Genomic DNA, 25,398 nt, shown 5'->3' on the forward strand with positions numbered 1-25,398 from the left:
GAGGGCGGCAAGATGAGCGTCCAACGCAACGCAGTCATCTTTGCCTGGATCCTTCTCCTTCCGGCAGTCCTCTATGTCGCTGTGATCGTCGCGTATCCCCTGGTCGACACGTTCATCCTCTCCTTCACCGATGCGTCGCTGAAGAAGACGACGAATTGGGTCGGCTGGGTGAACTACAGTAAGATCTTCAACGCTACCTTCGCCGAAGTCATCGTTCGCACCTTCATCTGGACGTTCTTTTCTGTCTCCATCAAGATGATTATCGGTGTCTTCGGGGCGACGATGCTGAATTCCGCGGTCCCCGGCAGGGCGCTCTTCCGCGTGCTGACGATGCCGCCATGGATTGTCCCAATGGCGATCGGCATCTTCATGTGGGGCTGGATGTACAACGGCCAGTTCGGAATGATTTCCGGCATGCTGCAGCGTTTTGGCCTTGTGGACGCGCCGGTCGCGTTTCTCGCACAGGGGTCCACGGCGTTCTGGGCGACGATCATCACCGACGTCTGGATCGGCGTTCCGCTGGTCACGCTTTATATGCTCGCGGCCATGCAGGCGATTCCGCAGGACCTCTACGAGGCTGCCTGGACCGACGGGGCCGGCCGCTTCTATCGCTTTCGGCGCATTACCCTCCCGCTGATCGTCCCTTCGATGATCACCATGTCGATGCTGTCACTGATCGCGACCTTCAATTCCTTCGACATCATCTGGATCCTGACGCGTGGCGGACCGAGCGGCGAAACGACGACGATGATCATCGACACTTATAAAACCGCAATCGGCTCGAACAAATACGGCGAAGGCGCCGCGCGCGCCGTGCTGATCTGCATCTTCCTGTCGATCTTCTGCGTCTGCTATTTCCGCGTGACCAGTCGCCTTACGTCCGGAGACAAGCGATGAAACAGCCACATCTGCTGATCCATCGGTACAAATGGTATGAAATCATCGGCATCTATGCCGGCATCCTCATTTTCCTTACCTTCGTGCTCGCGCCCTTTGTCGAGGGCTTCCTGGTATCGCTTAAGCCGCTCAGTCAGCTCTTTTCATCACCCTATCGCTTCATCCCGGAAAACGGTTCCTTCGAGGCCTATCGGACTATGTGGATTAGCGTGCCGGGCTTTGCGCGCTACATCTTCAATTCCTTCTTCATCTCGACCATCGTCACCGCTGTCGTCCTAGTGCTGGTGATCCCTGCCTCCTACGCGTTCGCGCGGTTTGAATTCAAGGGCGCCGGGCTGCTGCTCGGTGCGTTTCTGGCCGTCAACATGTTTTCGGGCGCAGTACTGCTCATCCCGCTGTTCCGGCTGATGCGCACGCTCGGCCTGCTCAACACCTATTTCGCAATCATGGTTCCGGGTGTTGCCTTCCTGATCCCGTCGGCGATCTGGCTGTTGAGAACCTACATGATGCGCATCCCGCGGGAGTTGGACGAAGCCGCCTTCGTTGACGGTGCCAGCCACTTCTATACGCTCCGCCGCGTCATCCTGCCGATCGCCATGCCCGGCATCATGGTGGTTGCAATCACCACCTTCATCGGCTCTTATGCCCAGCAGTTCATCTTCGCGCTCACCTTCAATTCCAAGACCGAATTTGCGCCGTTACCGGTCGGCCTCTTCGCCTATTTCGGTCGCCAGGAAGTGGTCTGGAATGAACTGATGGCTGCAAGTTTCGTCGGCATCGCGCCGGCCATGATCGTGATTTTCTTTCTTCAACGGTATCTCGTCAGCGGGCTGACCGCGGGCGCGGTGAAACAGTAAGTCAACCACCAGAGAAAAAACGGGAGCTAACAAAGTGACAATTCATTTCAAGACCGGGCTGATGGCCCTTGCCCTGCTCGGTTCTACCGCGCTCGGCGCCATGACCGCGCAGGCCGCTGACAAGGAGATCAGCTGGATCTACTGCGGCGACAAGATCGATCCGATCCACGAAAAATACATCAAGGAATGGGAAGGCAAGAACCCGGGTTGGAAGGTCACGCCCGAGGTCGTCGGATGGGAACAGTGCCAGGACAAGGCCACGACGCTTGCCGCTGCAGGCACGCCGGTCGGAATGGCCTATGTCGGCTCGCGCACACTCAAGGAATTCGCACAGAACGACCTGATCGTTCCGGTCCCGATGACCGACGAGGAAAAGAAGAGCTACTACCCGAATATCGTCGACACGGTCACCTTCGACAACAATCAGTGGGGCGTGCCGGTCGCCTTCTCGACCAAGGCACTCTACTGGAACAAGGACATTTTCAAGCAGGCTGGTCTCGACCCTGAAACCCCGCCGAAGACCTGGGCTGAAGAAATCGCCGACGCCAAGCAGATCAAGGAAAAGACCGGCATCGCAGGCTACGGCCTTCCGGCTAAGACCTTCGACAACACGATGCATCAGTTCATGCATTGGGTTTACACCAACAACGGCAAGGTAATCGACGGCGACAAGATCGTCATCGACAGCCCGGAAGTGCTGGCAGCGCTCCAGGCCTACAAGGACATCACGCCCTACTCCGTCGAAGGCGCGACCGCCTACGAGCAGAACGAGATCCGTGCCATCTTCCTCGACGGCAAGGTCGGCATGATCCAGGCAGGCTCGGGTGCTGCTGCCCGCCTGAAGGACACCAAGATCAACTGGGGCGTGGCACCGCTGCCGCTTGGCCCTTCCGCCAAGGGCGAAGGTACACTGCTCATCACCGACAGCTTGGCCGTCTTCAAGGGGACGGGCGTGGAAGACAAGGCGATCGAATTCGCCAAGTTCATTACCTCGCCGGGCCCCCAGGGAGAATATGAGCTTCAGGGCGGCGCCGGCCTCACGCCTTTGCGTCCGTCGCCGAAGGTCGATGAATTCGTCAAGGCAGATCCGTCCTGGAAGCCGTTTATCGACGGCATCGCCTTCGGTGGTCCCGAGCCGCTCTTTACGGATTACAAGGGCTTCCAGAACTCGATGATCGAAATGGTCCAGTCCGTCGTGACGGGCAAGGCCCAGCCGGCCGATGCCCTCAAGAAGGCTGCTGGCGAGATCGAAGCGTTCAAGTAAGCCTTTGTCGGGATCGCGGGCGCAACAACCGCGATCCCCCTTACAGTATGCATGCTGCAGGCGCGGCAACCGGAGACAGGTTTTGGGACAGCTTCTTCTCAACAATGTTCAGAAGTTCTATGGCGACTTCGAGGTTCTCAAGGGCATTCAGCTCGAGGTGAAGAACGGCGAGTTCGTGGTCTTCGTCGGGCCGTCTGGCTGCGGCAAGTCGACGTTGCTGCGCATGATCGCCGGTCTGGACGCGACCTCCGGCGGCGACATCGTCATCGGCGGGCTCCGAGTGAACGACCTGCCGCCGGTCAAGCGCGGCATTGCAATGGTGTTCCAATCCTACGCCCTTTATCCGCACATGTCGGTTTTCGAGAACATCGCATTCCCACTGCGCGTGGAAAAGATGGAAGAGGAAAAGCTCAAGGCCAAAGTCGAGCACGCCGCACGCATTCTCCATCTTGACCAGAGGCTGCAGCAGAAGCCGGGGATGCTTTCCGGCGGCCAGCGCCAGCGCGTGGCGATCGGCCGAGCGATCGTGCGCGAACCGAAGATCTTCCTGTTCGACGAGCCGCTTTCTAACCTCGACGCGGCGCTACGCGCCGACATGCGCATCGAGCTTGCCAAGCTGCATCGCCAGCTGAAGGCGACGATGATCTACGTCACCCATGACCAGATCGAGGCGATGACCATGGCAGACCGGATCGTAGTGCTCAACGCCGGGGAGATTGCCCAGACCGGCGCGCCGCTGGAACTCTACCACAAACCGGCGAATATCTTCGTCGCGAGCTTCATCGGCAATCCAAAGATGAACTTCCTGCCGGTTACCTGTAGCGCAGTCAGTGAAGCCGGCGTGGAGATCGATTATCAGGGGCAGAAAGCTACCATCCCAGTGACGCCGCGGCAGGGCGCTGTTGGCAAGACGCTGACGCTGGGCGTGCGCCCCGAGCACATCCAGATTGGATCAGGTGACATCCAGATCAGAGTTGCACCTACGGTCATCGAACGACTTGGCGCACAGACAGTTGCCTATGCATCGCTTGACGGTGAAGGCGAGAATTTCTGCGCGACGCTGCCGGGCGGTGCTGCCGTTCGGCCGGATCAGCCTCTGTTGGCCGGGATTAACGTTGTCGACTGCCATCTGTTCGACGACAAGGGGATATCATTCGAGCGCCATGTCGAACTGACAGATATCGACGTGAATTTGCTCAACCCCACCGCGGCTGCCTGATCAGCCGACCCGGGGAGCGCCGCCCTCAGTACAGGGGATAGAAGAGCCTGTTAGCTGGGTAGGAATAGGCGCCACGGTCGAGGATTCCCAATCTAGACATGCAGTTTCTGAGCGCCGTGACGTGCCAGGGATTGGCTGGATAGGGAGAGCCCCGGTAGTTGGCCTCTGGCTCGCAATAGCGATAAGCCCGCTCAAACCGCGCCAGAAGCACGGGATCCGAATCCATCCGAACGCCATGAAAGCTTTGCCATTCCGCCGGTGCTTCCGCCGCCGAAATCGCCAACAGACTAGCCACTATGCCCAATGCAACGGAGACTCTCATCGACCTGACCTCCCGCGCGCCTAACGCCGCTGAAAAGAAGATGCTTTTCAATCGCGTAACGTCAAGAGGCATATGTCAAAGGAAGGCGAGATTCGTTACCAGACGAGTCCGCGCGCAGCCACGTCCTCGACACGGGTGACGACGCCGTCGCGGTGAAAGACCATCGTGTCGAAAAGATTGGATACAACGCATGTGTGGTTGGGGATGATGCGGATCTTGTCGCCGATCTCCGGACGCCTGTCGCCGCATTTCGATAAGTCGATAACGCCGTGTTCCTCAGACAATCCAGTGATCACCGCCTCGGGGTAACCGACCACAGTTCCGAAGTCGGAGAAGCCAAGCAGGTCGGAGGTTAGTGCCTTTGAACCGGCGTCGATGACGGCACGATCCCCGGTCGGGCGAGACACGACCGTCGCGAGCACGTGCATGGCGCAGTCATCCCAGCTGCAGTGACCGGCGCGAACCATGGCCCGATCGTTGTAGATATAGGTTCCGGCACGATGCTCGGTCGCGGCGCTGACGAGATGTGCCTCAAACAGACTCGGCGTGCCGCCATTGCTGACGATCGGGCAATCAATTCCCTGCTCCTCGAGAAGCGATAGTGCTTCGCCGAGAAATGCCTGTACCGCCTCGGCAGCCCCGGGCTTCGGATAGTTGAGAAGCCCACCGAAAGAGAGGCCGGGGATGCTGTGAATGCGCTTCGCCAAGTCTCTTGCTTCATCGGGCGTCTGGACGCCGCAGCGGCCACCACCGGTATCGCATTCGACCAGCACAGTCAGCGGTTTACGGGATGCGAAATAGGCAGACAGGCCATCGACCGTGGCCGTGCTGTCGGCGACTACCTTCAGGTCGGAGATGCGGTCGTTGAGGGCTGCCAGCTGCTTAAGCTTTTGCGGGCCGAGGATGTTGAAGGTGATCAGGATATCCTGGAAACCAGCCGCTGCGAAGACTTCAGCTTCACTGATCTTTTGACAGTTGATGCCCTTTGCGCCTGCTGCGATCTGCTCGGCTGCGAGCGCCGGGATCTTGTGGGTCTTGATATGCGGCCGGAAGTTCAGCCCGTGCTCGTCCATGTAGGCCTGCGTACGGGCGATGTTCGCCGCCAGGCGATCCTCGTCGATGATTGGCCGTGGCGTCGAGAGATCGGCGACCCTGTCGCCTGGCCTGGCGATGATGGCGAACGGATTTTCCTGCATATGACGCGCTCCGTGTTAGCGGCCGTGGGGATCGGCGACCATCGGCCAGATGTTCTTCGGCGCGCGACGATAGGGCGTCTTGGCCGGATTGTTGGGATAAGGCGTTCCGGCCGAACAGTAAATGATTTCCGCTGCGATCTTGGAGAAGGACGCGTAGAAATGATTGGTCGATTTGATCACCAGGATTTTCTTGGATGTCGGATCGATACCCATAACCGAAAAGAGGCTCGGATCGAAGCTCTGGGCGCGCGTCGAGTTCAGGATGATATCGATGCCGTCGAGTACGATATGCGCCGCATCGCCGAACGGCGCAAAGCTCTCGCCAAAACGCATCTCGGCATTCGCAACGAGCTTTACGACCTTGACGATCCCGTCCACAGGATTGCCGGTGCCGGGGCCAGACTTGGCGCCGAACCGGAGCGGAATTTCGGCGCCCTCGCCTGCTGCCATACAAATCTGCACTGCCATCGGGTCCCAGATCGTGCCTATCGCGACACCCTTGGCGCCTCTTTCGATGAGCTCCTGGAGGAGGACGGTGGCATCGCCTGCAGTGCCGCCGCCGGGGTTGTCCCATACGTCAGCGACGACGACAGGCCACGAGGTTGCTGCCATAGCCTGCGTGACAGCCTCGACCTCGTCGATCTGCGGCATCATGAAAGTGCCACGTTTGGAAAACAGCTCTAGGCCAAGCTCACGTGCAAGGGCCGCACCTTCCTCCGGCTTGTTGTTGGTGACGACAAGTATCTTCGTACCCATCTCGGGCACATCTCCGGCCATGAAGCCGTGAACCACGGAGATCGACAGGATATCAGCGTGGTCCTGCTCGATGTGCATGATCTTGTCGACGAAGGAACGCATCGGGTCGCGCGAGGTGGGATAGACGTCGATCATCCGGCAATCGAACGCGGACATGACGGGGTTCAGGCGCCCTTCCAACGTCTCCACGGCAATCCGCCAGAGATCCTCGGCGCGGTCGACGAAATCAATGTGCGGGAACTCTTTGAAGTAGACCAAGAAGTCTGCCGCCTTTAGGCGCTTGGCGGTGAGGTGGCTGTGCGGATCGAGCTCGGCGCAGACGAGGAGCTCTGGCCCGACGATCTCGCGGACACGCGCCAAAATATCGCCCTCGGTGTCCTCGTAGCCGGCGGCGACCATGGCGCCGTGCAGGCCAAGGATAACGGCGTCGACAGGCATGGCGGCTTCTAGCTGCGCGAGCACCTCGTCGCGTAATCCCTCATAGGCGGAGCGGTTCACCAGCCCGGCCGGGTCCGCCCAGGCGGCGGTGCCCTCGATCAGTTCCCATCCCTTCTCCGCGCAAACACGACGCCCCACCGTGATCGGTGCCGAGCAGAGCGTTGGCGTTTCCGGATGTTGGCCGGGAGGCGCATAAAGCGACGCTTCGAAGGCGCGTCGATCGACGCAGATCGGTGAAAACGTGTTGGTCTCGGTTGCGAGCGCCGCCGTGAAAATGCGCAAGGGTTCGGCCTTTGTGTTGATCAGCCCATCGGGTTCGGCAGGTAGCCGGTAAAGCCGCAGATCTTCCAGCGGCCTTCATGCAGGCGGCAGTAATAAAGTGTCTGCCACTGCATGATATCACGCGTGCCATCAGCCTTGCTGAGGCCGCCATCGAACTTCTTGCGCACCAGCGCCATGTCACCCTCGATCTCTATGTCTTCGAGCGTGGTGGTCGTGAAGATGGCCGTGCGGGTGTCTTCGGCAAACGCTTGCGTGGCAAATTCCTCTGCCTGACGCACCCACTCGTCGCGGTAGGCAGACAGCGTCGGAAACGCAAGCCGCCATTTATCGGGGCTGACTTCTTTCCGTCCATCGATGCCGATGAAGCCTTCCTCGACAAAATCGTGCTCGACCATCGACCAGTCGCCAGCAAGGAATGCATCGATGTCGCGAGGGACCAGCATCTCCCAGATCGAATGCCGCGCGACGTCTGAAACGGGAAACGGGTTTTTGAAAGGATCGCGCATTATCTCCACCGGATTGAAATTCTTTTCATCAATGGCGTTTTTCGCTGGTCAAATTCGGCTTTCTATGGTCACTTGTCAACTTAATACGAAAATAATTTGCAAGGATCGATCGATGTCCATTAAGCGCTATGGCGCGGTTCAAAAGGGTGCCGGTGGCAAGCCCCTGCCCTTCGCGCGGGCCGTTGAAGCCGATGGCTGGCTCTATGTATCTGGCCAGGTCGCCATGGAAAATGGCGAGATCATCGATGGCAATATCGTAGCGCAAACCCACAAGACGATCGAGAACGTCCTGGCGATCCTCAAGGAGGCGGGATACGGCCTGGAGCATGTCGTGCGTTGTGGCGTGTGGCTCGACGATCCCCGCGACTTCTGGACCTTCAATGCAATCTACCAGCAGTACTTCGGTGACCATCCCCCTGCTAGAGCCTGCGTTCAATCGTCGATGATGGTTGACTGCAAGGTCGAAATCGATTGCGTGGCGTATAGGTCGAAGGATCTGTAAACTGCACACGACCGGGGGACGGGATGGATATTTTCTCAACACTGCAGGAAGAGAAGCCCCGGCTTTCACCCTCCGAAAGCCGTATCGCCGATATCCTTCTCAAGGACTTTGAGTTTGCGGTAAATGCCTCGATCATCGAGCTCGCCGAAAGGGCGGACGTTTCTCCGCCCACCGTCACGCGTTTCTGCCGCCGATTGGGCTGCGAGAGCTTTTCCGATTTCAAGGTTCAGCTTGCCAGGACAGCTTATGTTGGCATGCGCTACTTGAAGCCGGAACCCAAGAGCACCAACCCGGGTGATGTCGCGCAGGACATCATCACGAAGGCACAGAACGCACTGTTCCTGCTTCATCGTTCGCTCGACCTGGCTGCGATCGAGCTTGCCGCCGAGCGGCTCTCACGCGCCGACATGATCTATGCCTTTGGCTCCGGCGGCAACTCGTCGATGATTGCAAGCGAACTTCAGAACCGGCTTTTTCGCTTCGGCCTGCATGTCACGGCGAGCTCGGATCATGGCATGCAGTTGATGATGGCAGCCGCCGCGAAGTCGACAGACGTGTTGATAGGTTCTTCCTTTACGGGACGCAATGCCGAGCTCGTGCGCGCTTTCGCGCTTGCCCGCGAGTCAAGAGTAACCACTATAGCGCTCACCCAAAGCGACAGCCCGGTGGCAAAGGTGGCGGAAATTGTTGTGCCTGTCGACCTGCAGGAAGGTAGCAACATCTTCCGGCCGACGTCGACGCGCATTGCCTATCTGGCGATCGTCGACATTCTTGCCAGCCTGGTCGCCTATGCAATTCAGCCGAAGGCTGCCGTTGCGCTACGCCGCATAAAGCAACAACTCGTTGCCCATCGCGATGGTGACGACCGGCAACTCCTCGGGGATTAACATGCCAAAAAGGGATGCAGAATGACAAGGACGGTAGCGATCGTAACGGGTGCTGCAGGTGATATTGGACGAGCCATCGCCGAGCGCCTTGCAGACGATCACGATGTCATTGTGATCGTCGATATAGATCCCGCAGCCGCCGCCAAGGCCGCGCTCGATCTCGGTCCTGTCGAACGCTTTGTCGCGCACGCCTGCGATGTAACCAGCGAAACAAGCGTCGCCGAAATGGCAAGCCAGGCAGCCTTGCTGGGTTCGGTGCGGACACTCGTCAACAATGCCGGCGCGGCGCGTGCCGTCAGCCTGCATGACACCACACCCGAGATCTGGCGGATGGACAATGCCCTCAATCTCGAGGCTGCGTTCTTGTGTTTCCGGGCTGTCGAACGCCAGCTGGAGGCCTCGAAGGGATCCGTTATCAACATTGCTTCCGTAAATGGCATGAACGTGTTTGGCCACCCCGCTTATAGTGCCGCGAAAGCCGGGCTGCTGCATTTCACCAAGTTGGTTGCCGTCGAATACGGAAAGCTCGGCATTCGTTCAAACGCGGTTGCACCTGGCACTGTCCGCACGAAGGCCTGGGAAGCGCGTGCTGCGGCCAACCCCAATGTCTTCGAAGAGGCGCGACGCTGGTATCCGCTCCAGCGGGTTGTCGATCCAGGTGACGTGGCCAATGCCGTGGCGTTTCTTGCGGGACCACAGGCTGGCGCAATCACGGGCGTCTGCCTGCCCGTCGACTGCGGGCTGACTGCCGGTCAGGCGGAGCTGGCGCGGACGTTCTCGCAGTCCGAACACTATTGATCCCGATACACGTCATGAGAGGAACCTTGATGTCGTTGGCGCCCTATCGCCTGGAGAGTTCGTGGCAGCCTGACGGCGGTCCGAACGGTCGCTTTACGTTTTCGCTCTTCAATCTCTCCGAGGAAACGCTCTTTGGCTTCACGCTGGCCTATACGTCGCTGACGCGCGTCATCGATCCTAAGGCCTGTGAGAATGCAACCTTTTTACGTCGTAACGCGAATTTCCATGAATTCGCCCCACCGGAGGGCCTTCGGGTCGATCCGGGTAAGAGCTGGAATTTCACAGTCAGCGGTCTTCACCGGCCGGCGCGTCATTGCACCGATGGTGCCAAGTCGGCTTATGTCACGCTCCAGGACGGGAAACATATCACAGTCGCCGTATCCGACCTACTTCTGGAGGGCTGCGTCAATGAGCCTCCGCCAATCCTTCTGCCGGAGGGCAAGGTCGCGCTGCCATTTGCATTGCAACCCTGGCCGGCGGACATAGACGCGAAGCCGGGAGAAGATTTCCCCGTTGTTCTCTATCCGGCCGAAGGATCGACGCGCGATGATGTGCTGGCTATCTCGACAGTTCTGTCGCTTCACCGCCGATTGTTCGAGAGTAGTCACGCGCCATTCAGTCTTGCTGCCTCGCCGCAGGGGCGTTCTGTGCAGTTCCTGGTCGATGCAACCATTGCTCCGGAAGGCTACAAGCTCGAATTCTCCGCGACACAGATTGCGTTGTCCTTTTCCGCGAAGGCAGGACGCCAATATGGGTTGACTTCGCTTGCGCAACTCCTCCATGGCGCCCGCACCGACCGGAGAAACTTCCGCTTTCCTGTCTCCGGTACGATTTCGGACAGGCCGCGATACGGTTGGCGGGGCTGCCATCTCGACGTGTCGCGCCAATTCTACCCGACCGCCGACGTCAAGCGGTTGATCGACATCCTTGCCTGGTTGAAGCTCAACATCTTCCACTGGCATCTGACGGACGATGAGGCATGGCGCCTTGAAATCAAGGCCTATCCCCAACTCACGACGACCGGCGTCCTTCGTGGCCCGGATGAACCTCTCCTGCCTCAACTCGGCAACAGCGCAGAGCCTGTCGGTGGCTTCTATTCCCAGGACGATGTCCGCGATATCGTCGCCCATGCGGCGAGATTGAGCGTCGAGATCATCCCGGAGATCGATATTCCCGGCCACAGCACGGCGACACTGACCGCGATACCCGATCTGACTGACGGCCAGGAGGCGCCCGAGAGCTACCATTCGGTGCAGGGCTACCCAAACAATGCTCTCAATCCCGCGGTGCCTCTGACCTATGAATTCCTCGAAACTGTGCTCGACGAGATGGTGGACCTTTTTCCGTCACTGTACCTCCACATTGGCGGTGACGAGGTGGCGAACGGGTCCTGGCTGGCCTCTCCGCTTGCCAAGAAGCTGATGAAGCAGGAAGGGATTTCGGGCACTTTCGCATTGCAGTCCTATTTTCTCAACCGCGTAAAAGAGATGTTGACGGCTCGCGGTCGCAAGCTCGCGGGCTGGAATGAAGTTGCACATGGGGGTGGTGTCGCCCCAGAGGACACATTGCTGATGGCCTGGGAAAATCCGCAGGTCGGCATCGATCTTGCGACCGAGGGCTATGAGGTCGTCATGACGCCGGGGCAGGCCTATTACCTCGACATGGTACAGGCGGAGGCATTTCAGGAGCCGGGCGCAAGCTGGGCCGGAACCGTGCCACCGTCCCATACCTATGCCTATGAGGCGGAGGGTGACTTCCCCGAAGCGCTGAAGGACCGAATGAAGGGTGTACAGGCGTGCATCTGGTCGGAACACTTCCTGTCGCGCGGCTACTTCAACCGGCTCGTCTTTCCGAGGTTGCCGGCGATTGCCGAAGCCGCGTGGACACCGAGGGCCATGAAGGACTGGGAACGCTTCGCTGCGATCGTGCGGCTCAGCCCGGAATTATGAGGCAAGTGATGCGGTTAGCTGTGGGCGGAATCCATACGGAATGCAGTACCTATTCGCCGGTCATGATGACGGCTCAAGATTTCCGCGTGCTGCGCGGCGGGGAACTTATGGTCTCCGACTACTTCGCCTTCCTCGACGCGGATGGCATTGAACACCTGCCGCTCCTGCATGCACGCGCAGTGCCTGGCGGCCCGGTATCAAGGGCGGCATATGAGTTGTTCAAGGCGGAATTTCTAGATCGGCTAAAAACTGCCTTGCCGGTTGACGGCCTCTACCTTGCCATGCATGGCGCCATGAACGTCGAGGGAATGGATGACGCGGAGGGCGACTGGATTGCCGCCGCCCGCTCGGTGGTCGGCGAGGAGTGCGTCGTCGCAGCGAGCTACGACTTGCACGGCAATGTCAGTCAACGGATCATCGACCAGCTCGATATCTTTGCGGCTTATCGCACGGCCCCGCATATCGACGTGCGTGAAACGATGATACGCGCATGGTCCCTCCTCGTAGACGCCCTGAGGTCTGGCCGACGGCCCGGCGTGGCCTGGGCACCGGTACCCGTCCTCTGGCCAGGCGAGCGAACATCGACCGAGGACGAGCCTGCAAGAAGCCTTTACAAATCCCTGCCTGACATTAATAAGCGCGCCGGCATCCTCGATGCCAACCTGATGATCGGTTACGTTTGGGCAGACGAACCACGCGCGACCGCCTGCGCGGTGGTCACTGCGACGGATCGTGCGGCCGCCGAACGCGCCGCGGAAGAGATTGCGCTGTCCTACTGGAATGCACGCGAACACTTCGTCTTCGGGCCTGTGACCGGTCCGCTCGACGCCATGATCGATATCGCGGAAACTGCTGCGACGGTGCCGGTGATCCTTGCCGATTCCGCCGACAATCCAACGGGCGGCGGCGTCGGCGATCGGGCCGATGTTCTCAATGCGCTCATTGCCAGGGGGTTCGACGGAGCCCTGCTTGCGGGCATAACCGACCGACCCGCAGTCGAGGCCTGCTTCGGAGCCGGGAAAGGCTCGAAAATCGAACTCGCCATTGGCGGCACGCTTGATCCTTCCAGCCTGCCGGCTCATGTCGAAGCAGAGGTGGTCTTCCTCGATGACCCCGGCCCGGTCGGCGAACGCCAGGCGGTGGTGCGAACAGGCGGCATTACCGTCGTGCTATCTGCCCGCCGTCGTCCGTATCACAACATAGCCGATTTTACCCGACTGGATCTCGATCCCCAACCCCTGCGTTTGCTTGTCGTCAAATCAGGCTATCTGTCACCTGAGCTGGCGCCGATTGCCAATCCGAACCTGATGGCGCTGACGCAAGGCGTTGTAAACCAGGACATCGAAGGGCTAGACAGCAGGCGACGCATCAGACCGACCTTCCCGTTCGATCGAGACTTTGATTACGCACCGCAGGCGCGCTTGTCGGCGCGCTGGAGAGCATGATCTTTTCGGTCTGGCAGGTTCCGGTCCCGTGCCGAACCTGTTAGACGCGTCCATCCACACTGCATGCTCGGCGTTACTGCCGCACGATATATGTCATGAACCGTTTCCTTCCCGATGTTTTTCGCGACCCGACGATCCGGGTCAGCATGCTTGCGATCTTTGCATTTGGATTTGCCGGTGCATCGACCTCGCCCTATCAATCGGTTATCGGTATTCGTGAATTGGGCATGAGCAATGCTCTCTACTCGGTGCTGATTTTTTCGGCCGCAGCGGTCAACGTCACTGTCAGCATCCTGCTTGGCAACCTGGCGGACAAATTGGGCGAGTACCGGTCGCTGATGGTGACTGTCGCAGTGTTCGGGATCTTCGGCTACGGGGCGATATACCTCTTTCCAGCGCAGGGCACCTTCATCATCTGCGCGCTTCTTTTGCTGCCGGTCTACAACGCGCTTAACTCACTCCTCTTTGCCAACGTGCGTGCCAGCACCAGGGGAATGCCCCGCAATGAAATTGCATCGGTGAATTCAGGTGTTAGGGCGATGATCTCGCTCTCCTGGGTGCTTGTGCCAGGCCTCGTCGGGATCGTCCTGTCACGATCGGCAAGCATGCTGCCGGCCTATCTGTTTGCGAGCCTCGCCTGCATGGTCTGCCTCTGCCTGATTGCCGCCTTCCTGCCCCGCCAGAACGGAACGGACAACGCGGCCACACACCACCTGTCATACATTGCAGCGCTCGCAGCGGTCATATCGCCACGTGTCCTCGTGCGGGTGCTGGCCGTCTCACTCATCAGCAGCACCCTGCACGTCAATGCCGCCATCCTGCCCCTGATCGTCACGGGACCTGCCCATGCGACCGTTGGCGACGTCGGTATTCTCGTTGGCATCGTCGCGTTCCTTGAAGTCGTCTTTATCGTCGTGTGGGGCCGTGCCCAACGCATTTTGAGCAGCATCACGGCGCTCGCGCTCGGCACTGTCATCTATGTGGTCTATCTGCTCTTGCTTGGTTTTGCCTCGGCGCCTTGGCATGTCTATGCGCTGACCATCGTCAGCGGCATCGGCGCAGCGGCCCTGATCAGCATTCCGATCACCTATTTGCAGGATCTTATCGCAGATCGACCGGGCCTCGGCAGTGCGTTGATATCGGTCAATATTTTTGTAAGCGCTGGTCTGAGCGCGCTTCTCTTCGCAGTCGGAACCGGTATCGGGGGCTATTCAGGGACGGCCATCATCGGTGCCGTTGCCGGCATGACCGGCCTGGCGCTCCTCCTATGGTTCGACGGACGCGGGATTGGCTGACGATGTCCGGGCTTTCCAAACGGAAAGCGAGCGCCGGAATTGTGCCGGTGTTGCCTGTCTGCTTGCTTTGAAAGCCTTGGCGAGGAGAAGGCTCGGCGAGTCCGGCGCATAGGTGAAATGGCCGCAAAGGAGGTCGACGTCCCACGGGCCGCCGCGGTTTGTCCGCATTGGCAACATTCCATCGGCAGCAATCTGAAATACTCGGGGCGGCTGATCGGATCGTTCCGATTGCACGCTGACAATGCTGTGCGCATCCCCACGGGGAAGCATCAGAAAATCCCCGGAACGCATCGTCACCAGTCGTCCTGCGGCCGTGCGGATGGAACACTGGCGGCCGAGCACGAGATGAAAGTGTACGACGCCTGGGGTGGCATGGTCATGATCGATGACGAACGCGCCCCTCGAGCCTGCAGCGCAAATCGAGCAGCAGTTGCAGATCGGCCAGATCAAGCAGGCGGCTAAGAGTGTCCATTGAGACGATCGGTTGTAAACATGAGCTTGCTGGGCATGCAAACGCGCATGAAAAGCGTTCATGGTCCCCCCGGAGCATCGGCGCAACAATGATCATGGAGAGACAAATGTTGAAATGGAAGGAATATCGAACCCAGCTTCTCGGCCGGATCGGGGAGCTCCCCAAGCTCGCACCGGATACGATAAAAACGGCTATCAGACGCTGGCCGGGGGCGGGTCGGAAGACCAACCATCTCGATGCCAAACAGCGAGAATTGATCGCCTTGGTCGTTGCAGTCACCCTGAGGTGCGACGGTTGTATCGTGGTTCACACGACAGAGGCAAAGAAGTTCGGTGCAACGGAAGCCGAAATTGCCGAGGCGCTCGGTGTTGCGATCTCTGTAAATACCGGCGCAGCGCTTGTCTATTCTGCACGTGTCGTGGATGCTACTCACGCTGTCACAGAGTGACGGTGCGAGGTCGATCGACGCGAATGGAGCTTTCCATGACTGTGAATTCCAAACTCTCGCAGGCAGGTGATAGGGTCTCGCTCCCGACGCGGTTTCGCCTTCCGCGCGTTCCTGCGGCATTCTTTGGCATCGTTCTCGGTGTCGCGGGTCTTGCCAACAGCTGGCGGGCAGCGGCGGCGATTTGGCCGCTCCCCCCCGAAATCGCTGCCGCACTGAACCTTGTCGCCGTCGCAATCTGGCTGGTGCTGGTAGTCCTCTACACCGCCAAGTGGATCGTGGATCCGCAGGCGGCACGGGATGAGGCGGAGAATGCGGTTCAATGTTGCTTCATCGGCCTGGCTGGAGTTGCGACAATGCTGGTTGCGTTGGCCCTGCTTCCCTATTCTCGTCCCGCCGCCGAACTGATCTTCGGACTAGGAGGTACGTTCACGGTCGTGTTTGCATTATGGCGGACCGGAATTCTGTGGCGCGGCGGGCGTGATCCGGTAGCGACGACGCCGGTTCTCTATCTGCCGACCGTCGCAGGAGCGTTTGTCACGGCGACGGTCGCGGGGGCGATGGGCTATGGCGATTGGGGCCAGCTTGCCTTTGGTGCGGGCCTTTTCTCGTGGCTCGCAATCGAATCTGTCCTCCTCAATCGGTTGCTGACGGCGCCTGTCCTGGCTGAACAGTTTCGTCCGACGCTCGGCATTCAGTTGGCGCCACCGGCGGTCGGCAGCCTCGCTTATCTCAGCGTCACAACGGGTACGCCTGACATGATGGCGCATGCGATGATCGGGTACGCCATCTTGCAGATGCTCCTGCTCCTGAGGATGTTGCCCTGGATCGTCCGGCAGCGGTTTGCAGCATCCTACTGGGCGTTCACCTTCGGGATCACAGCACTGTCGACAGCCGTATCGAGAATGGTTGCGCGTGGCGATACCGGACCGATGCATGTCTTCGCCCCGCTTCTTTTCATTCTGGCAAATATCGTCGTGATCCTTGTCGCAGTCGGGACCATTCTGCTGTTGGCACGGGGAAAACTGTTGCCAACCCAAACCGCACCGACGATGTCTGCCCCTTAATGCAGTTGCGCGCTGCGCAACTGATAGCGGCATCCGCTTCAGGAGTGAGCCTCAACGCGTGTCGTTGCCTGATGCATTCTCCATGGCAGGCATCGAATCGATGTGATCTGCTCGGCAATCGCGGCAAATGGAACTTGGCCGATGTTGTCCCGAATTGCGGGCTGGAAGGGGTCCAACTATTCCGCCTCGGTCCGGGTCAGGACATGAAGCGGCTCAGATACGCAAAACTCCTTGTTGCGAATTCTGTGGGCTGCCGCGGATTGTCGTGTTCGACTACCAGGGTGCGAGCACCATTCAGGAGGGCTGCGCGCCACAACAATGGCCACACCAGAATGCCTGAGCCGACATCCGACCAACCGTCCTCGTCCTTCCTGGCACCCTCAGGTGCCTGGTCCTTGACGTGGGCCGACGCAAGGATCGGCGCATATCTGTGCAACCATTCCTCTGGAACCACACCTGCACGTGATAGCCAGGCAATGTCTGCCTGCCACGTCAACGGACTTCCCTTGGCAGTATCGAACATGAGTTCAAACCCGTACCGACAACCGAGAAGTCGCGTAAACCCTGCCATCTTGTTGTGATAGCCCAGCGCGATGTGGTCCCGCTTGAACCGTTCGGCCAAGGCGCCCAACTCGCGACCCAAGCGCTGCCAGGCGCTCGCGGTCTCCTGTGAGGCCGGCGGTGCAGGATGCGGAACGTACAGTTCCCCTATTCCGCACACTTCACAGGCTGTGAGGATTGGCCCAGCCTCACGTCGGAGTGTGTCCAGGGTGACATGGGCGGTCGGCGCGCTTAGCCCATGGCGTATGAGGCCTTGCTTCAGCTCGTCTGTATCGCGCAAATGACTTTCCAGCGGCTCCACCGAGCGGAAACCGGCGCGGGCGGCGGCCGAAAGTTGCGCATCGAGCGACCCAAGGCCTCTCATCGAGAAGAGCTGCAGGGACAGGATTGGTCTGGTCATTCAACAGCCTCCGGCCGAACGAAATTTGCCGGATCATCGTTGATGGTCTGCCCAGAGAGCAAGCGCAGTCCATCGAATGCGGCAAGCCATGGCTGGCGAGTCACAGCTTTCGAGTGGGTATTTTCGACGAGATTGGGTTGACGCACAAGCTGCTGGAGACCGTCTAATGCCTTGCCTGGTGGCGAGAGAATTGCTCCGTTCATTGACCGCGAAGCCGCCCGGAACAACCTTGGTGAGAGTGTAGGAGAAGAAAAGTCCCGCGGCATTGCCGCGGGACTTCATATGGCCGTGACCGGGAGAGAGATGGTCAGGCGGCCTGAACCTTGCGGCCGGTGCGTGCCCACGCCGGCAGCCAGTCGCCATGGGCGGCGAGCAGATCGTCCACCATTGACCAGATCTGATCAAGATCGAGTTCGGCCGCGGTGTGCGGGTCCATCATGGCGGCGTGATAGATGTGCTCGCGGTTTTCCGTCATCATGGCCTGGACGGTCAGCTCCTGAACGTTGATGTTGGTGCGCATGAGGGCCGTGAGCTGCGGTGGCAGATCGCCGATAAACGTCGGCTGGATGCCGGATGCGTCGACGAGGCATGGCACTTCAGCGGCGCAATTGTTTGGAAGCGACGTGATGCATCCATTGTTACGAACGTTGCCGTAGATGACCGAGGGTTCGCCGGTCCAAACCGAGTTGATGATCGAAGAGGCGTATTCTTTCGACTGCTTGACCTCGATCTTGTCAGCCGAGCGATAGGCCTCCGCCTGTCCCTTCCAGCGCTCGATCTGTTCGATGCAACGCTTCGGATATTCGTCGAGCGGAATGCCGAACTTCTCGATCAGATCCTCGCGGCCTTCCTTGATGAAGTAGGGAGTGTATTCGGCGAAGTGCTCCGAGCTCTCGGTGACGAAGTAGCCGAGCCGCGTCAGCATTTCATACCGCACCTTGTTCGGGCAGCGAGGATTCCAGCCCGGCTTCGGAGCGCGGCCCTCGCGATAGGCGCGCATGAGATCCGGATAGAGGTTCTTGTAGGATCCGTCGGGCAGGCGATGTTCAAGCTTCAGATAGAAAGCCATGTGATTGATACCGGCCGAGCGGTAGCGGATCTCCTCGTAGGGGATGTCGAGATCGTGTGCCAGTTCCATGGCTGTGCCCTGCACCGAATGGCAGAGGCCGACCTGCTTGATGGTTGGATACTTCTCCGCGATCGCCCAAGTATTGATTGCCATCGGGTTGACATACTGAAGCATGATCGCTTCAGGGCAGACGGCAAGCATGTCCTCGCAGATCTTCCAGAGGTGCGGGACGGTGCGAAGGCCACGCATGATCCCGCCGACTCCGAGCGTGTCGGCAATCGTCTGACGCAAACCATACTTCTTCGGGACCTCGAAGTCGGTGACCGTGCAGGGCTCATACCCGCCGATCTGGAAGGCGACGACCACGAAGTCGGCTCCATCAAGTGCCTTGCGCTGGTCCGAATAGGTCTCGGCTTTGGCCTTGACGCCGAGCGTCGAGATCAGCTTGTTGACGACGATGGCGCTTTCTTCCAAGCGCTGCGGGTTGATATCCATCAGGGCGATCGTGGCGCCCGACAAGGCTGGGCGTTGCAGCACATCACCGATGATGTTCTTCATGAAAACAGTGGAGCCAGCTCCGATAAACGTGATCTTGGGATTTCTTGCCATTATAACCTCCGGCATGTGCAATCAGGCTACCTCGAAAGCGGCTTTGACGAGCCGTTCCGTGTAGGCGGTCTTGGGATTGGTGAGAACTTCGTTGACGGGCCCCTCCTCCATGATCTTGCCATGCTGCATGACAATCACACGGTGGCAGAGGGCACGCACGACCTTGAGATCGTGCGAAATAAAGAGATAGCTGAGGCCGCGTTCGTCCTGCAGCTTGCGCAGCAGCTCAATGATCTGGGCCTGGACCGACAGGTCGAGGGCAGACGTTGGTTCGTCGAGCAGGATGAATTCGGGTTCGAGCGCGATGGCGCGGGCAATTGCGATACGCTGGCGCTGACCACCGGAAAACTCGTGCGGGAAACGCGACAGGATATTGCCTGGCATGCCAGCTGCAATCAGCGCCTCGCGGACGCGGTCGAGCCGTTCGGCTCTTGTTGCTCCGAGCTTGTTGACAACGAGCCCCTCCTCGATGATCTGGCCGATCGTCATGCGCGGATTGAGCGAGGAGAACGGGTCCTGGAACACGACCTGCATGCGCGAGCGCAGCGGCCGCATCTCGGCACGCGATTTTCCGTGGATTGGCTGGCGATCGAAATAAATCTCGCCTCCATCGGTGTCGTTCAGCCGAAGCAGCGCCTGTCCGAATGTGGTCTTGCCGGAGCCGGACTCCCCGACGAGGCCGAGCGTCTCGTGGCGGCGAAGTGTCAGGCTGAGGCTGTCGACGGCGACGAGCTCCTTCAGTTGCGGTTTGAAGAAGCTGCCATGCCGCATCATGAAGGACACGCGTACGCCCTTGGCATCGAGGATGACGTCGGACCCCTCGGGCAGCGGGTTGGCCTGCCCCCGCGGCTCAGAGCCTAGCAGGTGCTTGGTATAGACATGCTGCGGATTGGCAAAAAGCTTCTCGGTCGTGTTGTGCTCACGCATCTCGCCATGCTGCATGACGTAGACGTAGTCGGAGAACTGCCGCACGACCGTGAGATCGTGGGTGATCAGGATCACCGCCATCCGCATTTCCGTCTGCAGGTTGCGGATCAGGTTGAGGATCTGCGCCTGGACGGTGACGTCGAGCGCCGTCGTCGGTTCGTCAGCGATCAGCACGTCGGGGTCGTTGGAGAGCGCCATGGCGATCATCACGCGTTGGCGTTGGCCGCCGGAGAGCTGGTGCGGATACTGCTTGAGCCGTGCTTCTGGATCGGGGATCTGAACATGCTTCAGCAGCTCCAGCGCGCGGGCTTCCGCCTGCTTCCTGCTCATCTTGCGATGCACCCGGATGGCCTCTACGATCTGGCTCCCGATCGTATAGATCGGATTCAGCGAGCTCATCGGCTCCTGAAAGATCATCGAAATCCGGTCGCCACGCAGTTTGCGGCGCTGGCGCTCGGAGAACTTCAGGATATTGGCGCCGTCATATTTGACGGTCGACTTCGGTGCGACCACAGCACGCTTCGACAGAAGTCCCATGACGGTTCTGGCTGTCACCGATTTTCCCGAGCCGGATTCACCGACGATCGCGATGGTCTCCCCGCGGTAGAGTTGGAAGGAAATATCTTTCACCGCCTCCACGGTGCCTTGCTCGACCTTGAAGTTCACGCCGATGTTGCGGGCGTCGATGACGGGGCTCTCCTTGTGCGCTTCGTGATCGAAACGGACGGATGGGGCGAAGGAGTTGACGAGTGCAAGTGCCATGTTCTTCACCTCAATAAGGATCGACTGCGTCACGCAGGCCGTCGCCCAGCGCGTTGAAAGCGAAGACGGTGACGAGCACGAAGCCGACGGGCGCCAGAATCCACGGATAGGTGCCAATCACCGAGTAATTGGCGGTGTCCTGCAGCATCAGGCCCCAAGAGATCAGCGGCGGCTTCACGGCAAAGCCGAGGAAGCCGAGGAAGGATTCAAGCAGCACAACGCTCGGGATATGCAGCGTCACGGCAACGATGACGTGGCTCATCACGTTCGGGAAGATATGCTGGAAGATGATACGCCGGTCGGTAGCGCCGACGGCCATCGCTGCCCGGACATAGTCGATGCGTGCGAGCGCCAGCGTCTTGCCGCGCACCTCGCGCGACATCTGTGCCCAGCCGAGGGCCGACATGACGACGATGACGAATGCAAGGAAGACATTGGTTGGCGCGGTCACCGGGATCAGCGAGGTCAGTGCCAGGTAGAGCGGGAGCTGCGGAAAGGCGAGAACCACTTCCACGAAGCGTTGCACCCAGGTATCGAACGCGCCGCCGAAATAGCCGGACACCATGCCAACCGTCGTGCCGATCATGGTCACGATGAAGACCACGGTGAGCGCGATCGTCAGCGAAATCCGCGAGCCGATAATGGCGCGCGAAAGGATGTCGCGGCCGAACTTGTCGGTGCCGAGAAAATGCACCGGCTGGCCATCGATCGACCCGAAGAAGTGTCGGTTTGCCGGAATGAGCCCGAGGAGATTGTATTCCGCGCCCGGTACAAAGAAGCCGAGCAGGCGCGGATTGTCATAGTCCGGGCCGACGATTGGCTGGAAGGTGACGGGATCGAGCTCCTCGGATTCGCCGAGTGCATAGACGCGGGGCGAATAGGTGAAGTTGCCGTCCTTGTCGTGGAAGCTGATCATCTGCGGTGGCGCGAAGCCGACGTCCGTCGCCTTGGGGTCCATCGGCGCGAAGAAATCAGCAAAGACGGCCATGAAAAGCAGGAGACCAACGAGTATCAGCCCCATCATGCCGGTCCATGAGCGCCTCAGGCGACGCCAGACAAGCGACAGATAGCTTTCGTTGCCGTACGGTGCGTTCTTGATGGTTTCTTCGTGCGGGGGTGGGGGAGCAGAATCAAAGGCGAGCATATCATGCTCCTCCGTACTGGCGGACCCGCGGGTCCAGTATGGCGAGCAGCATGTCGGCGATGATGTTGCCGACGATGAGCGTCGCCGAAAGGACCATCATGAAGGTTGCCGTGACGTAGACGTCGCCGATTGCCATCGAGCCGACGATGGCCGGGCCGACGGTCGGCAGCGAGAAAATGATTGCAGTCTCGATTTCGCCAGTCAGCATGTAGGGGAGCACGACGCCCTGATACATGACGAGCGGGTGGAGCGCATTTGGCACAGCATGGCGCATGACGACCGCACCACCCGACAATCCCTTGGCGCGCGCCGTTTCGACATACTGGGCGTTCAGCGTGTCGAGCAGATTGCCCCGCATGACGCGCATGTTGTAGGCGAGACCGCCAAAGGTGGCGATGGCGACGACCGGCCAGACATGGCTGACGAGGTCGACGAATTTCGCCCAGGACCACGGCGCTCCGCCATACTGCGGCGAGAAGAAGCTGCCGATTTCCGAGACGTTGAATTGAAAGACGAGGAGATAGACGATGATCAACGCCATCAGGAAGCGCGGCACCGTCATGCCGAGGAAGGAGACGCCGGAGAGCAGGCTGTCGATCCAGCTGTACTGGCGGGTGGCCGCCCAGATGCCAAAACCGATACCAAGCACCGACGCGAAGATGTGGCAGACCAAAGCCAGGGCCAACGTGCGTGGCAGTCGCTCGGCCACAACGTCCGCCACGGGCTTGTTATAAAACATGCTGTAGCCGAAATCGCCTTGTGTCACGATACCTTTGATCCAGTTGAAATACTGGATCACCATCGGCTGATCGAGGCCATGAGCGACGCGATAGGCCTGGGCCTGCGCATCGGCGGCTGCGAAGGACGCTCCACTCTGATTGATCAGCTGCGAACGGATGTAGTCGGCATAGTCACCGGGCGGAGCCTGGATGATCGCGAAGGTTACGATGCTCAAAATGATCAGTACCGGGATCGCGGAGGCTATGCGCACGAGCAGGAATCGTAACATCGGACGGTTCGCTTCTCCTTGCCGCCAGTCGCGCCTGTCGGTGCGGCCGGCTTGTTGATATTGCCCGGCCGCGCTTCACGCGCGACCGGCTTTTCGGTTGGGAGGGAAGTCTTAGTTGATCGGACCCTTGTCACCGGGCTTGCCGGGCAGCTGCTCCGGGAAGAGCTCGTATTTGCCCTGCTTGTCGGCGGCCACCCACAAACGTTCGCGGATGACGGAGTCTTCGGCCCAGTTGAACATGAAGATCGGGGTGCCTTCCGGGACGTTCGAGAAGCGTTTGTTGATGATCAGTGCACCTGGGTATTCCGTGAGGCCGACCGTATCGACATTCTCGGTTGCCACCTTCTGGTACTGCTTCATCAGCTCGACGCGCTCGTTGTTGTCCTGGCTGGTCTGGAACTTTGTGACGATATCGACCAGCTTTTCTTCGTAGGGCATCAGATCAACCTTGCCGTCCTTGCCGGCGCGATGCTGCCAGCTCGTCCGTGGGCCGACGGGCGCCAGCTGCTCGGTGTTCTGAACAACCGAGGCAAGTTCCGGCGAGCTGCGCTGGATGAGCCAATCGAAGCGGCCGCTGTAGTGGGCGTCGTCACGCTTGGGGCCGTCCAATGCATTCAGGATCACCTTCAGCCCGAGCTTTTCCATCTGGCCGATGACGCCTTCGGCAAGGCTCTTGTCTGTTGCATAGCCGTTGTTGACGAGCAGCACGATCTCGACGTTCTTGCCGTCGGCCGTCCCCGCAGGGAAGTTCACGAACCCGTCCCCGTCGGTATCCTTGAGGCCGACCTTGCCCAAGAGCTCTTTGGCGGCCTTCAGGTCGAAGGGGTAGTAGACCACGGAATTGCGGTCGTAGAAGCTCGTGCCGGAGGAGAGGCCGCCGGGATAAATCGCTGTGAACGGACCCTTAACCAGGGAGTCACCGATCGCCTTGCGGTCGAGACCCATGGTGACCGCCTTTCGGAAGTCTTCATTGCGGTTCAGATCGCGGAGGGCCTGGCCACGAGCATCAGGATCGCCCCAGCCGTTGGCGGACAGGTTCATGCGCATGTTGTAGCCGATCAGGCGTGGACCGAAGGCGAGGCGTGCGGGCGCGGTCTTCTCGGCGGCGCGCTTCAGCGACGCCACGAAGTTTTCCGGTTGCTCCAGGTTGGAAATGTCGCCGGATCCGGCAACCGCCTGCACGTCACGGTCCGCCCAGGTCGACAGCTTATAGTGCAGCTCGTTGAGGTAAGGCAGCTGATTGCCCTTCTCGTCGACCTTCCAATAGTAGGGATTGCGGCGCATCACGATGATGTCGTCCGGACGGTATTCGACAGGCACCCAGGCACCCATGACCGGCATGTTCATGTATTCCGGCGGGAACGCATTCTTGAACTGATCATACGTGTTCTTCGAATACTTCGGATGCTGCGGCTTCAGAATATGCGATGGGCCCGGGCAGAAGCTCGGATAGGCCATCGTGTAAAGATACTGCTTCGGGAACGCTTCCTTGAAGGTCCACTCGACGGTGTAATCATCGATCTTCTTGAGCGTCGTTCCCTCGCCGAAAGCCTCGGGCGAAGCGCCGCCGCCAAGCGGCGAAACGTTCGGATCGATGACCTCGTCTTCCCAGTAGAACATAATGTCATCAGCGTTGAACGGCACGCCATCCGACCATTTCGCACCTTCGACAAGGTGCATCGTCAGCTTGTGACCATCCTGCGACCACTCCCAGCCCTTGGCGAGGTTCGGAAGCGGTTCGGTGTCCTTGGCCTGGACCTGGAAGAGCGGTGCGGTGCGCGTCAGGCATTCCGAAAGGCCGATATCGATGCCACCCCAGCCTTGTGTCTGGCCGGCGCCGTAGTTCCAACCCTCCGGCCGGCCGCCGATAACGTGACGCATGGTGTCGCCGTAGACCCCGATGCCGTCAACCATGTTCTCGGTCTTGAAGACGAGCGGCTCCTTGGGAAGGCGATCCTTCACCGGGGGCAGCTTGCCGGTGTCGACGAAGTTCTTCTTCACCCAGTCTGGTTCATTGTAGGATGGAAGTGCCTTGAATTCCTCGATGGAATCTCTCGAGACGTATTTGATCTTGCCTTCCGCCGGAAATTGCGGCGGAACGGGCGGTGCTGTTGGCTCGGAAGCATAAGCGTTCAAAGCCTGGACCGAGACGCTCAGCGCCAGTCCGGCAAGAATGCCAAGGTTGCGGAAATTTCTCATCGTCTCTCCCTCTTGTTTCGGAGGCGCGCGCGGCGACCCCGGTTCTCCTCAAACGATCCGGCAACAGGCTTGCGACGATAGGGTCCCTCCCGGAGCCCCATCGCCACCCGTCCTCCGGGAA

The 25,398-nt window shown here is 59.7% G+C and carries 23 protein-coding genes; 12 read left to right on the top strand and 11 right to left on the bottom strand.

Going from position 1 to position 25,398, the window contains the following annotated elements; translation table 11 throughout:
- Window positions 1–12 precede the first annotated feature (12 nt).
- From FHX16_RS21045 to FHX16_RS21060, 4 genes are all read left to right on the top strand, one after another.
- Window positions 13–897, top strand: a complete 885-nt coding sequence (locus tag FHX16_RS21045; protein WP_183757090.1) for a carbohydrate ABC transporter permease — start codon at window positions 13–15, stop codon at window positions 895–897.
- Window positions 894–1,754 carry a carbohydrate ABC transporter permease gene (locus FHX16_RS21050; RefSeq protein WP_183757091.1) on the top strand — a complete coding sequence of 287 codons (861 nt, stop codon included), beginning with the start codon at window positions 894–896 and terminating at the stop codon, window positions 1,752–1,754. The genes FHX16_RS21045 and FHX16_RS21050 overlap by 4 nt, the downstream gene beginning before the upstream one ends.
- A gap of 61 nt (window positions 1,755–1,815) precedes the next feature.
- Complete coding sequence (locus FHX16_RS21055; protein WP_210281002.1) at window positions 1,816–3,018, top strand: ABC transporter substrate-binding protein; 1,203 nt, start codon at window positions 1,816–1,818, stop codon at window positions 3,016–3,018.
- An 82-nt stretch (window positions 3,019–3,100) separates the two neighbouring features.
- Window positions 3,101–4,237: an ABC transporter ATP-binding protein gene (locus FHX16_RS21060; RefSeq protein ID WP_183757092.1), complete on the top strand. Its 1,137-nt coding sequence runs from the start codon at window positions 3,101–3,103 to the stop codon at window positions 4,235–4,237.
- A gap of 25 nt (window positions 4,238–4,262) precedes the next feature.
- Here the strand turns inward: FHX16_RS21060 and FHX16_RS21065 are convergent, their stop codons facing one another.
- The 4 genes from FHX16_RS21065 to FHX16_RS21080 form a co-directional block, all read right to left on the bottom strand.
- On the bottom strand, window positions 4,263–4,559 hold the full coding sequence (locus tag FHX16_RS21065) for a hypothetical protein (protein ID WP_246712675.1): 297 nt from the start codon (window positions 4,557–4,559) through the stop codon (window positions 4,263–4,265).
- Between the two features lie 95 nt (window positions 4,560–4,654).
- Window positions 4,655–5,755 (bottom strand): D-TA family PLP-dependent enzyme, encoded by a 1,101-nt coding sequence (locus FHX16_RS21070; protein WP_183757093.1) that lies wholly within the window; start codon window positions 5,753–5,755, stop codon window positions 4,655–4,657.
- A gap of 15 nt (window positions 5,756–5,770) precedes the next feature.
- Window positions 5,771–7,231 carry a M81 family metallopeptidase gene (locus tag FHX16_RS21075; RefSeq protein ID WP_183757094.1) on the bottom strand — a complete coding sequence of 487 codons (1,461 nt, stop codon included), beginning with the start codon at window positions 7,229–7,231 and terminating at the stop codon, window positions 5,771–5,773.
- A 20-nt stretch (window positions 7,232–7,251) separates the two neighbouring features.
- Window positions 7,252–7,737, bottom strand: coding sequence for a hypothetical protein (locus tag FHX16_RS21080; protein ID WP_183863892.1), 486 nt, complete (start codon window positions 7,735–7,737; stop codon window positions 7,252–7,254).
- Between the two features lie 112 nt (window positions 7,738–7,849).
- On the opposite strand from FHX16_RS21080, the gene FHX16_RS21085 reads away from it, so the two are divergent.
- The 6 genes from FHX16_RS21085 to FHX16_RS21110 all read left to right on the top strand — a co-directional run bounded on the left by FHX16_RS21085 (window position 7,850) and on the right by FHX16_RS21110 (window position 14,613).
- Complete coding sequence (locus FHX16_RS21085; RefSeq protein ID WP_183757096.1) at window positions 7,850–8,239, top strand: RidA family protein; 390 nt, start codon at window positions 7,850–7,852, stop codon at window positions 8,237–8,239.
- A 23-nt stretch (window positions 8,240–8,262) separates the two neighbouring features.
- Window positions 8,263–9,126, top strand: coding sequence for a MurR/RpiR family transcriptional regulator (locus FHX16_RS21090; protein WP_183757097.1), 864 nt, complete (start codon window positions 8,263–8,265; stop codon window positions 9,124–9,126).
- A 21-nt stretch (window positions 9,127–9,147) separates the two neighbouring features.
- Window positions 9,148–9,924: an SDR family oxidoreductase gene (locus FHX16_RS21095; protein ID WP_183757098.1), complete on the top strand. Its 777-nt coding sequence runs from the start codon at window positions 9,148–9,150 to the stop codon at window positions 9,922–9,924.
- 29 nt (window positions 9,925–9,953) lie between these two features.
- Complete coding sequence (locus tag FHX16_RS21100; protein WP_183863893.1) at window positions 9,954–11,873, top strand: beta-N-acetylhexosaminidase; 1,920 nt, start codon at window positions 9,954–9,956, stop codon at window positions 11,871–11,873.
- Between the two features lie 8 nt (window positions 11,874–11,881).
- Window positions 11,882–13,318, top strand: coding sequence for a M81 family metallopeptidase (locus FHX16_RS21105; RefSeq protein ID WP_259130214.1), 1,437 nt, complete (start codon window positions 11,882–11,884; stop codon window positions 13,316–13,318).
- Window positions 13,319–13,413: 95 nt separating this feature from the next.
- A complete protein-coding gene (locus tag FHX16_RS21110) occupies window positions 13,414–14,613 on the top strand; it encodes an MFS transporter (RefSeq protein ID WP_183863895.1) in 1,200 nt (399 codons plus the stop codon).
- Here FHX16_RS21110 and FHX16_RS31625 read toward each other — a convergent pair.
- Window positions 14,584–14,955, bottom strand: a complete 372-nt coding sequence (locus FHX16_RS31625) for a cupin domain-containing protein (protein WP_405049307.1) — start codon at window positions 14,953–14,955, stop codon at window positions 14,584–14,586. The genes FHX16_RS21110 and FHX16_RS31625 overlap by 30 nt on opposite strands.
- Before the next feature lie 236 nt (window positions 14,956–15,191).
- Here FHX16_RS31625 and FHX16_RS21115 point away from each other — a divergent pair, with 236 nt between their 5' ends.
- Together FHX16_RS21115 and tehA are read left to right on the top strand one after the other, a co-directional pair.
- Window positions 15,192–15,533 carry a carboxymuconolactone decarboxylase family protein gene (locus FHX16_RS21115; RefSeq protein ID WP_183863897.1) on the top strand — a complete coding sequence of 114 codons (342 nt, stop codon included), beginning with the start codon at window positions 15,192–15,194 and terminating at the stop codon, window positions 15,531–15,533.
- A 35-nt stretch (window positions 15,534–15,568) separates the two neighbouring features.
- Entirely contained in the window at window positions 15,569–16,597 is a 1,029-nt protein-coding gene (gene tehA, locus FHX16_RS21120; RefSeq protein WP_183863898.1) for a dicarboxylate transporter/tellurite-resistance protein TehA, read from the top strand.
- A gap of 196 nt (window positions 16,598–16,793) precedes the next feature.
- Here tehA and FHX16_RS21125 read toward each other — a convergent pair whose 3' ends face one another.
- From FHX16_RS21125 to FHX16_RS21150, 6 genes are all read right to left on the bottom strand, one after another.
- Window positions 16,794–17,558: a sugar phosphate isomerase/epimerase gene (locus tag FHX16_RS21125; RefSeq protein WP_183863899.1), complete on the bottom strand. Its 765-nt coding sequence runs from the start codon at window positions 17,556–17,558 to the stop codon at window positions 16,794–16,796.
- Window positions 17,559–17,865: 307 nt separating this feature from the next.
- Window positions 17,866–19,236: an alpha-glucosidase/alpha-galactosidase gene (locus FHX16_RS21130; protein WP_183757106.1), complete on the bottom strand. Its 1,371-nt coding sequence runs from the start codon at window positions 19,234–19,236 to the stop codon at window positions 17,866–17,868.
- Between the two features lie 21 nt (window positions 19,237–19,257).
- Window positions 19,258–20,925: an ABC transporter ATP-binding protein gene (locus FHX16_RS21135; protein ID WP_183757162.1), complete on the bottom strand. Its 1,668-nt coding sequence runs from the start codon at window positions 20,923–20,925 to the stop codon at window positions 19,258–19,260.
- Window positions 20,926–20,935: 10 nt separating this feature from the next.
- Complete coding sequence (locus FHX16_RS21140; RefSeq protein ID WP_183757107.1) at window positions 20,936–22,069, bottom strand: ABC transporter permease; 1,134 nt, start codon at window positions 22,067–22,069, stop codon at window positions 20,936–20,938.
- Between the two features lies 1 nt (window position 22,070).
- Window positions 22,071–23,078 (bottom strand): ABC transporter permease, encoded by a 1,008-nt coding sequence (locus tag FHX16_RS21145; protein WP_183863900.1) that lies wholly within the window; start codon window positions 23,076–23,078, stop codon window positions 22,071–22,073.
- Between the two features lie 111 nt (window positions 23,079–23,189).
- On the bottom strand, window positions 23,190–25,277 hold the full coding sequence (locus tag FHX16_RS21150) for an ABC transporter substrate-binding protein (protein WP_183757109.1): 2,088 nt from the start codon (window positions 25,275–25,277) through the stop codon (window positions 23,190–23,192).
- Window positions 25,278–25,398 lie beyond the last annotated feature (121 nt).

This window comes from Rhizobium sp. BK661 (assembly GCF_024808825.1).
Classification (GTDB): domain Bacteria; phylum Pseudomonadota; class Alphaproteobacteria; order Rhizobiales; family Rhizobiaceae; genus Rhizobium.

Excerpts from the sequence above, each read along its gene's own strand:
- FHX16_RS21130 (WP_183757106.1), bottom strand. The coding sequence starts at position 19,236 with ATGGCAAGAAATCCCAAGATCACGTTTATCGGAGCTGGCTCCACTGTT.
- FHX16_RS21070 (WP_183757093.1), bottom strand. The coding sequence starts at position 5,755 with ATGCAGGAAAATCCGTTCGCCATCATCGCCAGGCCAGGCGACAGGGTC.
- FHX16_RS21085 (WP_183757096.1), top strand. The coding sequence starts at position 7,850 with ATGTCCATTAAGCGCTATGGCGCGGTTCAAAAGGGTGCCGGTGGCAAG.
- FHX16_RS21095 (WP_183757098.1), top strand. The coding sequence starts at position 9,148 with ATGACAAGGACGGTAGCGATCGTAACGGGTGCTGCAGGTGATATTGGA.
- FHX16_RS21080 (WP_183863892.1), bottom strand. The coding sequence starts at position 7,737 with ATGCGCGATCCTTTCAAAAACCCGTTTCCCGTTTCAGACGTCGCGCGG.
- FHX16_RS21090 (WP_183757097.1), top strand. The coding sequence starts at position 8,263 with ATGGATATTTTCTCAACACTGCAGGAAGAGAAGCCCCGGCTTTCACCC.
- tehA (WP_183863898.1), top strand. The coding sequence starts at position 15,569 with ATGACTGTGAATTCCAAACTCTCGCAGGCAGGTGATAGGGTCTCGCTC.
- FHX16_RS21105 (WP_259130214.1), top strand. The coding sequence starts at position 11,882 with ATGCGGTTAGCTGTGGGCGGAATCCATACGGAATGCAGTACCTATTCG.
- FHX16_RS21145 (WP_183863900.1), bottom strand. The coding sequence starts at position 23,078 with ATGTTACGATTCCTGCTCGTGCGCATAGCCTCCGCGATCCCGGTACTG.
- FHX16_RS21140 (WP_183757107.1), bottom strand. The coding sequence starts at position 22,069 with ATGCTCGCCTTTGATTCTGCTCCCCCACCCCCGCACGAAGAAACCATC.
- FHX16_RS21055 (WP_210281002.1), top strand. The coding sequence starts at position 1,816 with ATGGCCCTTGCCCTGCTCGGTTCTACCGCGCTCGGCGCCATGACCGCG.
- FHX16_RS21135 (WP_183757162.1), bottom strand. The coding sequence starts at position 20,925 with ATGGCACTTGCACTCGTCAACTCCTTCGCCCCATCCGTCCGTTTCGAT.
- FHX16_RS21045 (WP_183757090.1), top strand. The coding sequence starts at position 13 with ATGAGCGTCCAACGCAACGCAGTCATCTTTGCCTGGATCCTTCTCCTT.
- FHX16_RS21115 (WP_183863897.1), top strand. The coding sequence starts at position 15,192 with ATGTTGAAATGGAAGGAATATCGAACCCAGCTTCTCGGCCGGATCGGG.
- FHX16_RS21050 (WP_183757091.1), top strand. The coding sequence starts at position 894 with ATGAAACAGCCACATCTGCTGATCCATCGGTACAAATGGTATGAAATC.
- FHX16_RS21065 (WP_246712675.1), bottom strand. The coding sequence starts at position 4,559 with ATGAGAGTCTCCGTTGCATTGGGCATAGTGGCTAGTCTGTTGGCGATT.
- FHX16_RS21100 (WP_183863893.1), top strand. The coding sequence starts at position 9,954 with ATGTCGTTGGCGCCCTATCGCCTGGAGAGTTCGTGGCAGCCTGACGGC.
- FHX16_RS21150 (WP_183757109.1), bottom strand. The coding sequence starts at position 25,277 with ATGAGAAATTTCCGCAACCTTGGCATTCTTGCCGGACTGGCGCTGAGC.
- FHX16_RS21125 (WP_183863899.1), bottom strand. The coding sequence starts at position 17,558 with ATGACCAGACCAATCCTGTCCCTGCAGCTCTTCTCGATGAGAGGCCTT.
- FHX16_RS21110 (WP_183863895.1), top strand. The coding sequence starts at position 13,414 with ATGAACCGTTTCCTTCCCGATGTTTTTCGCGACCCGACGATCCGGGTC.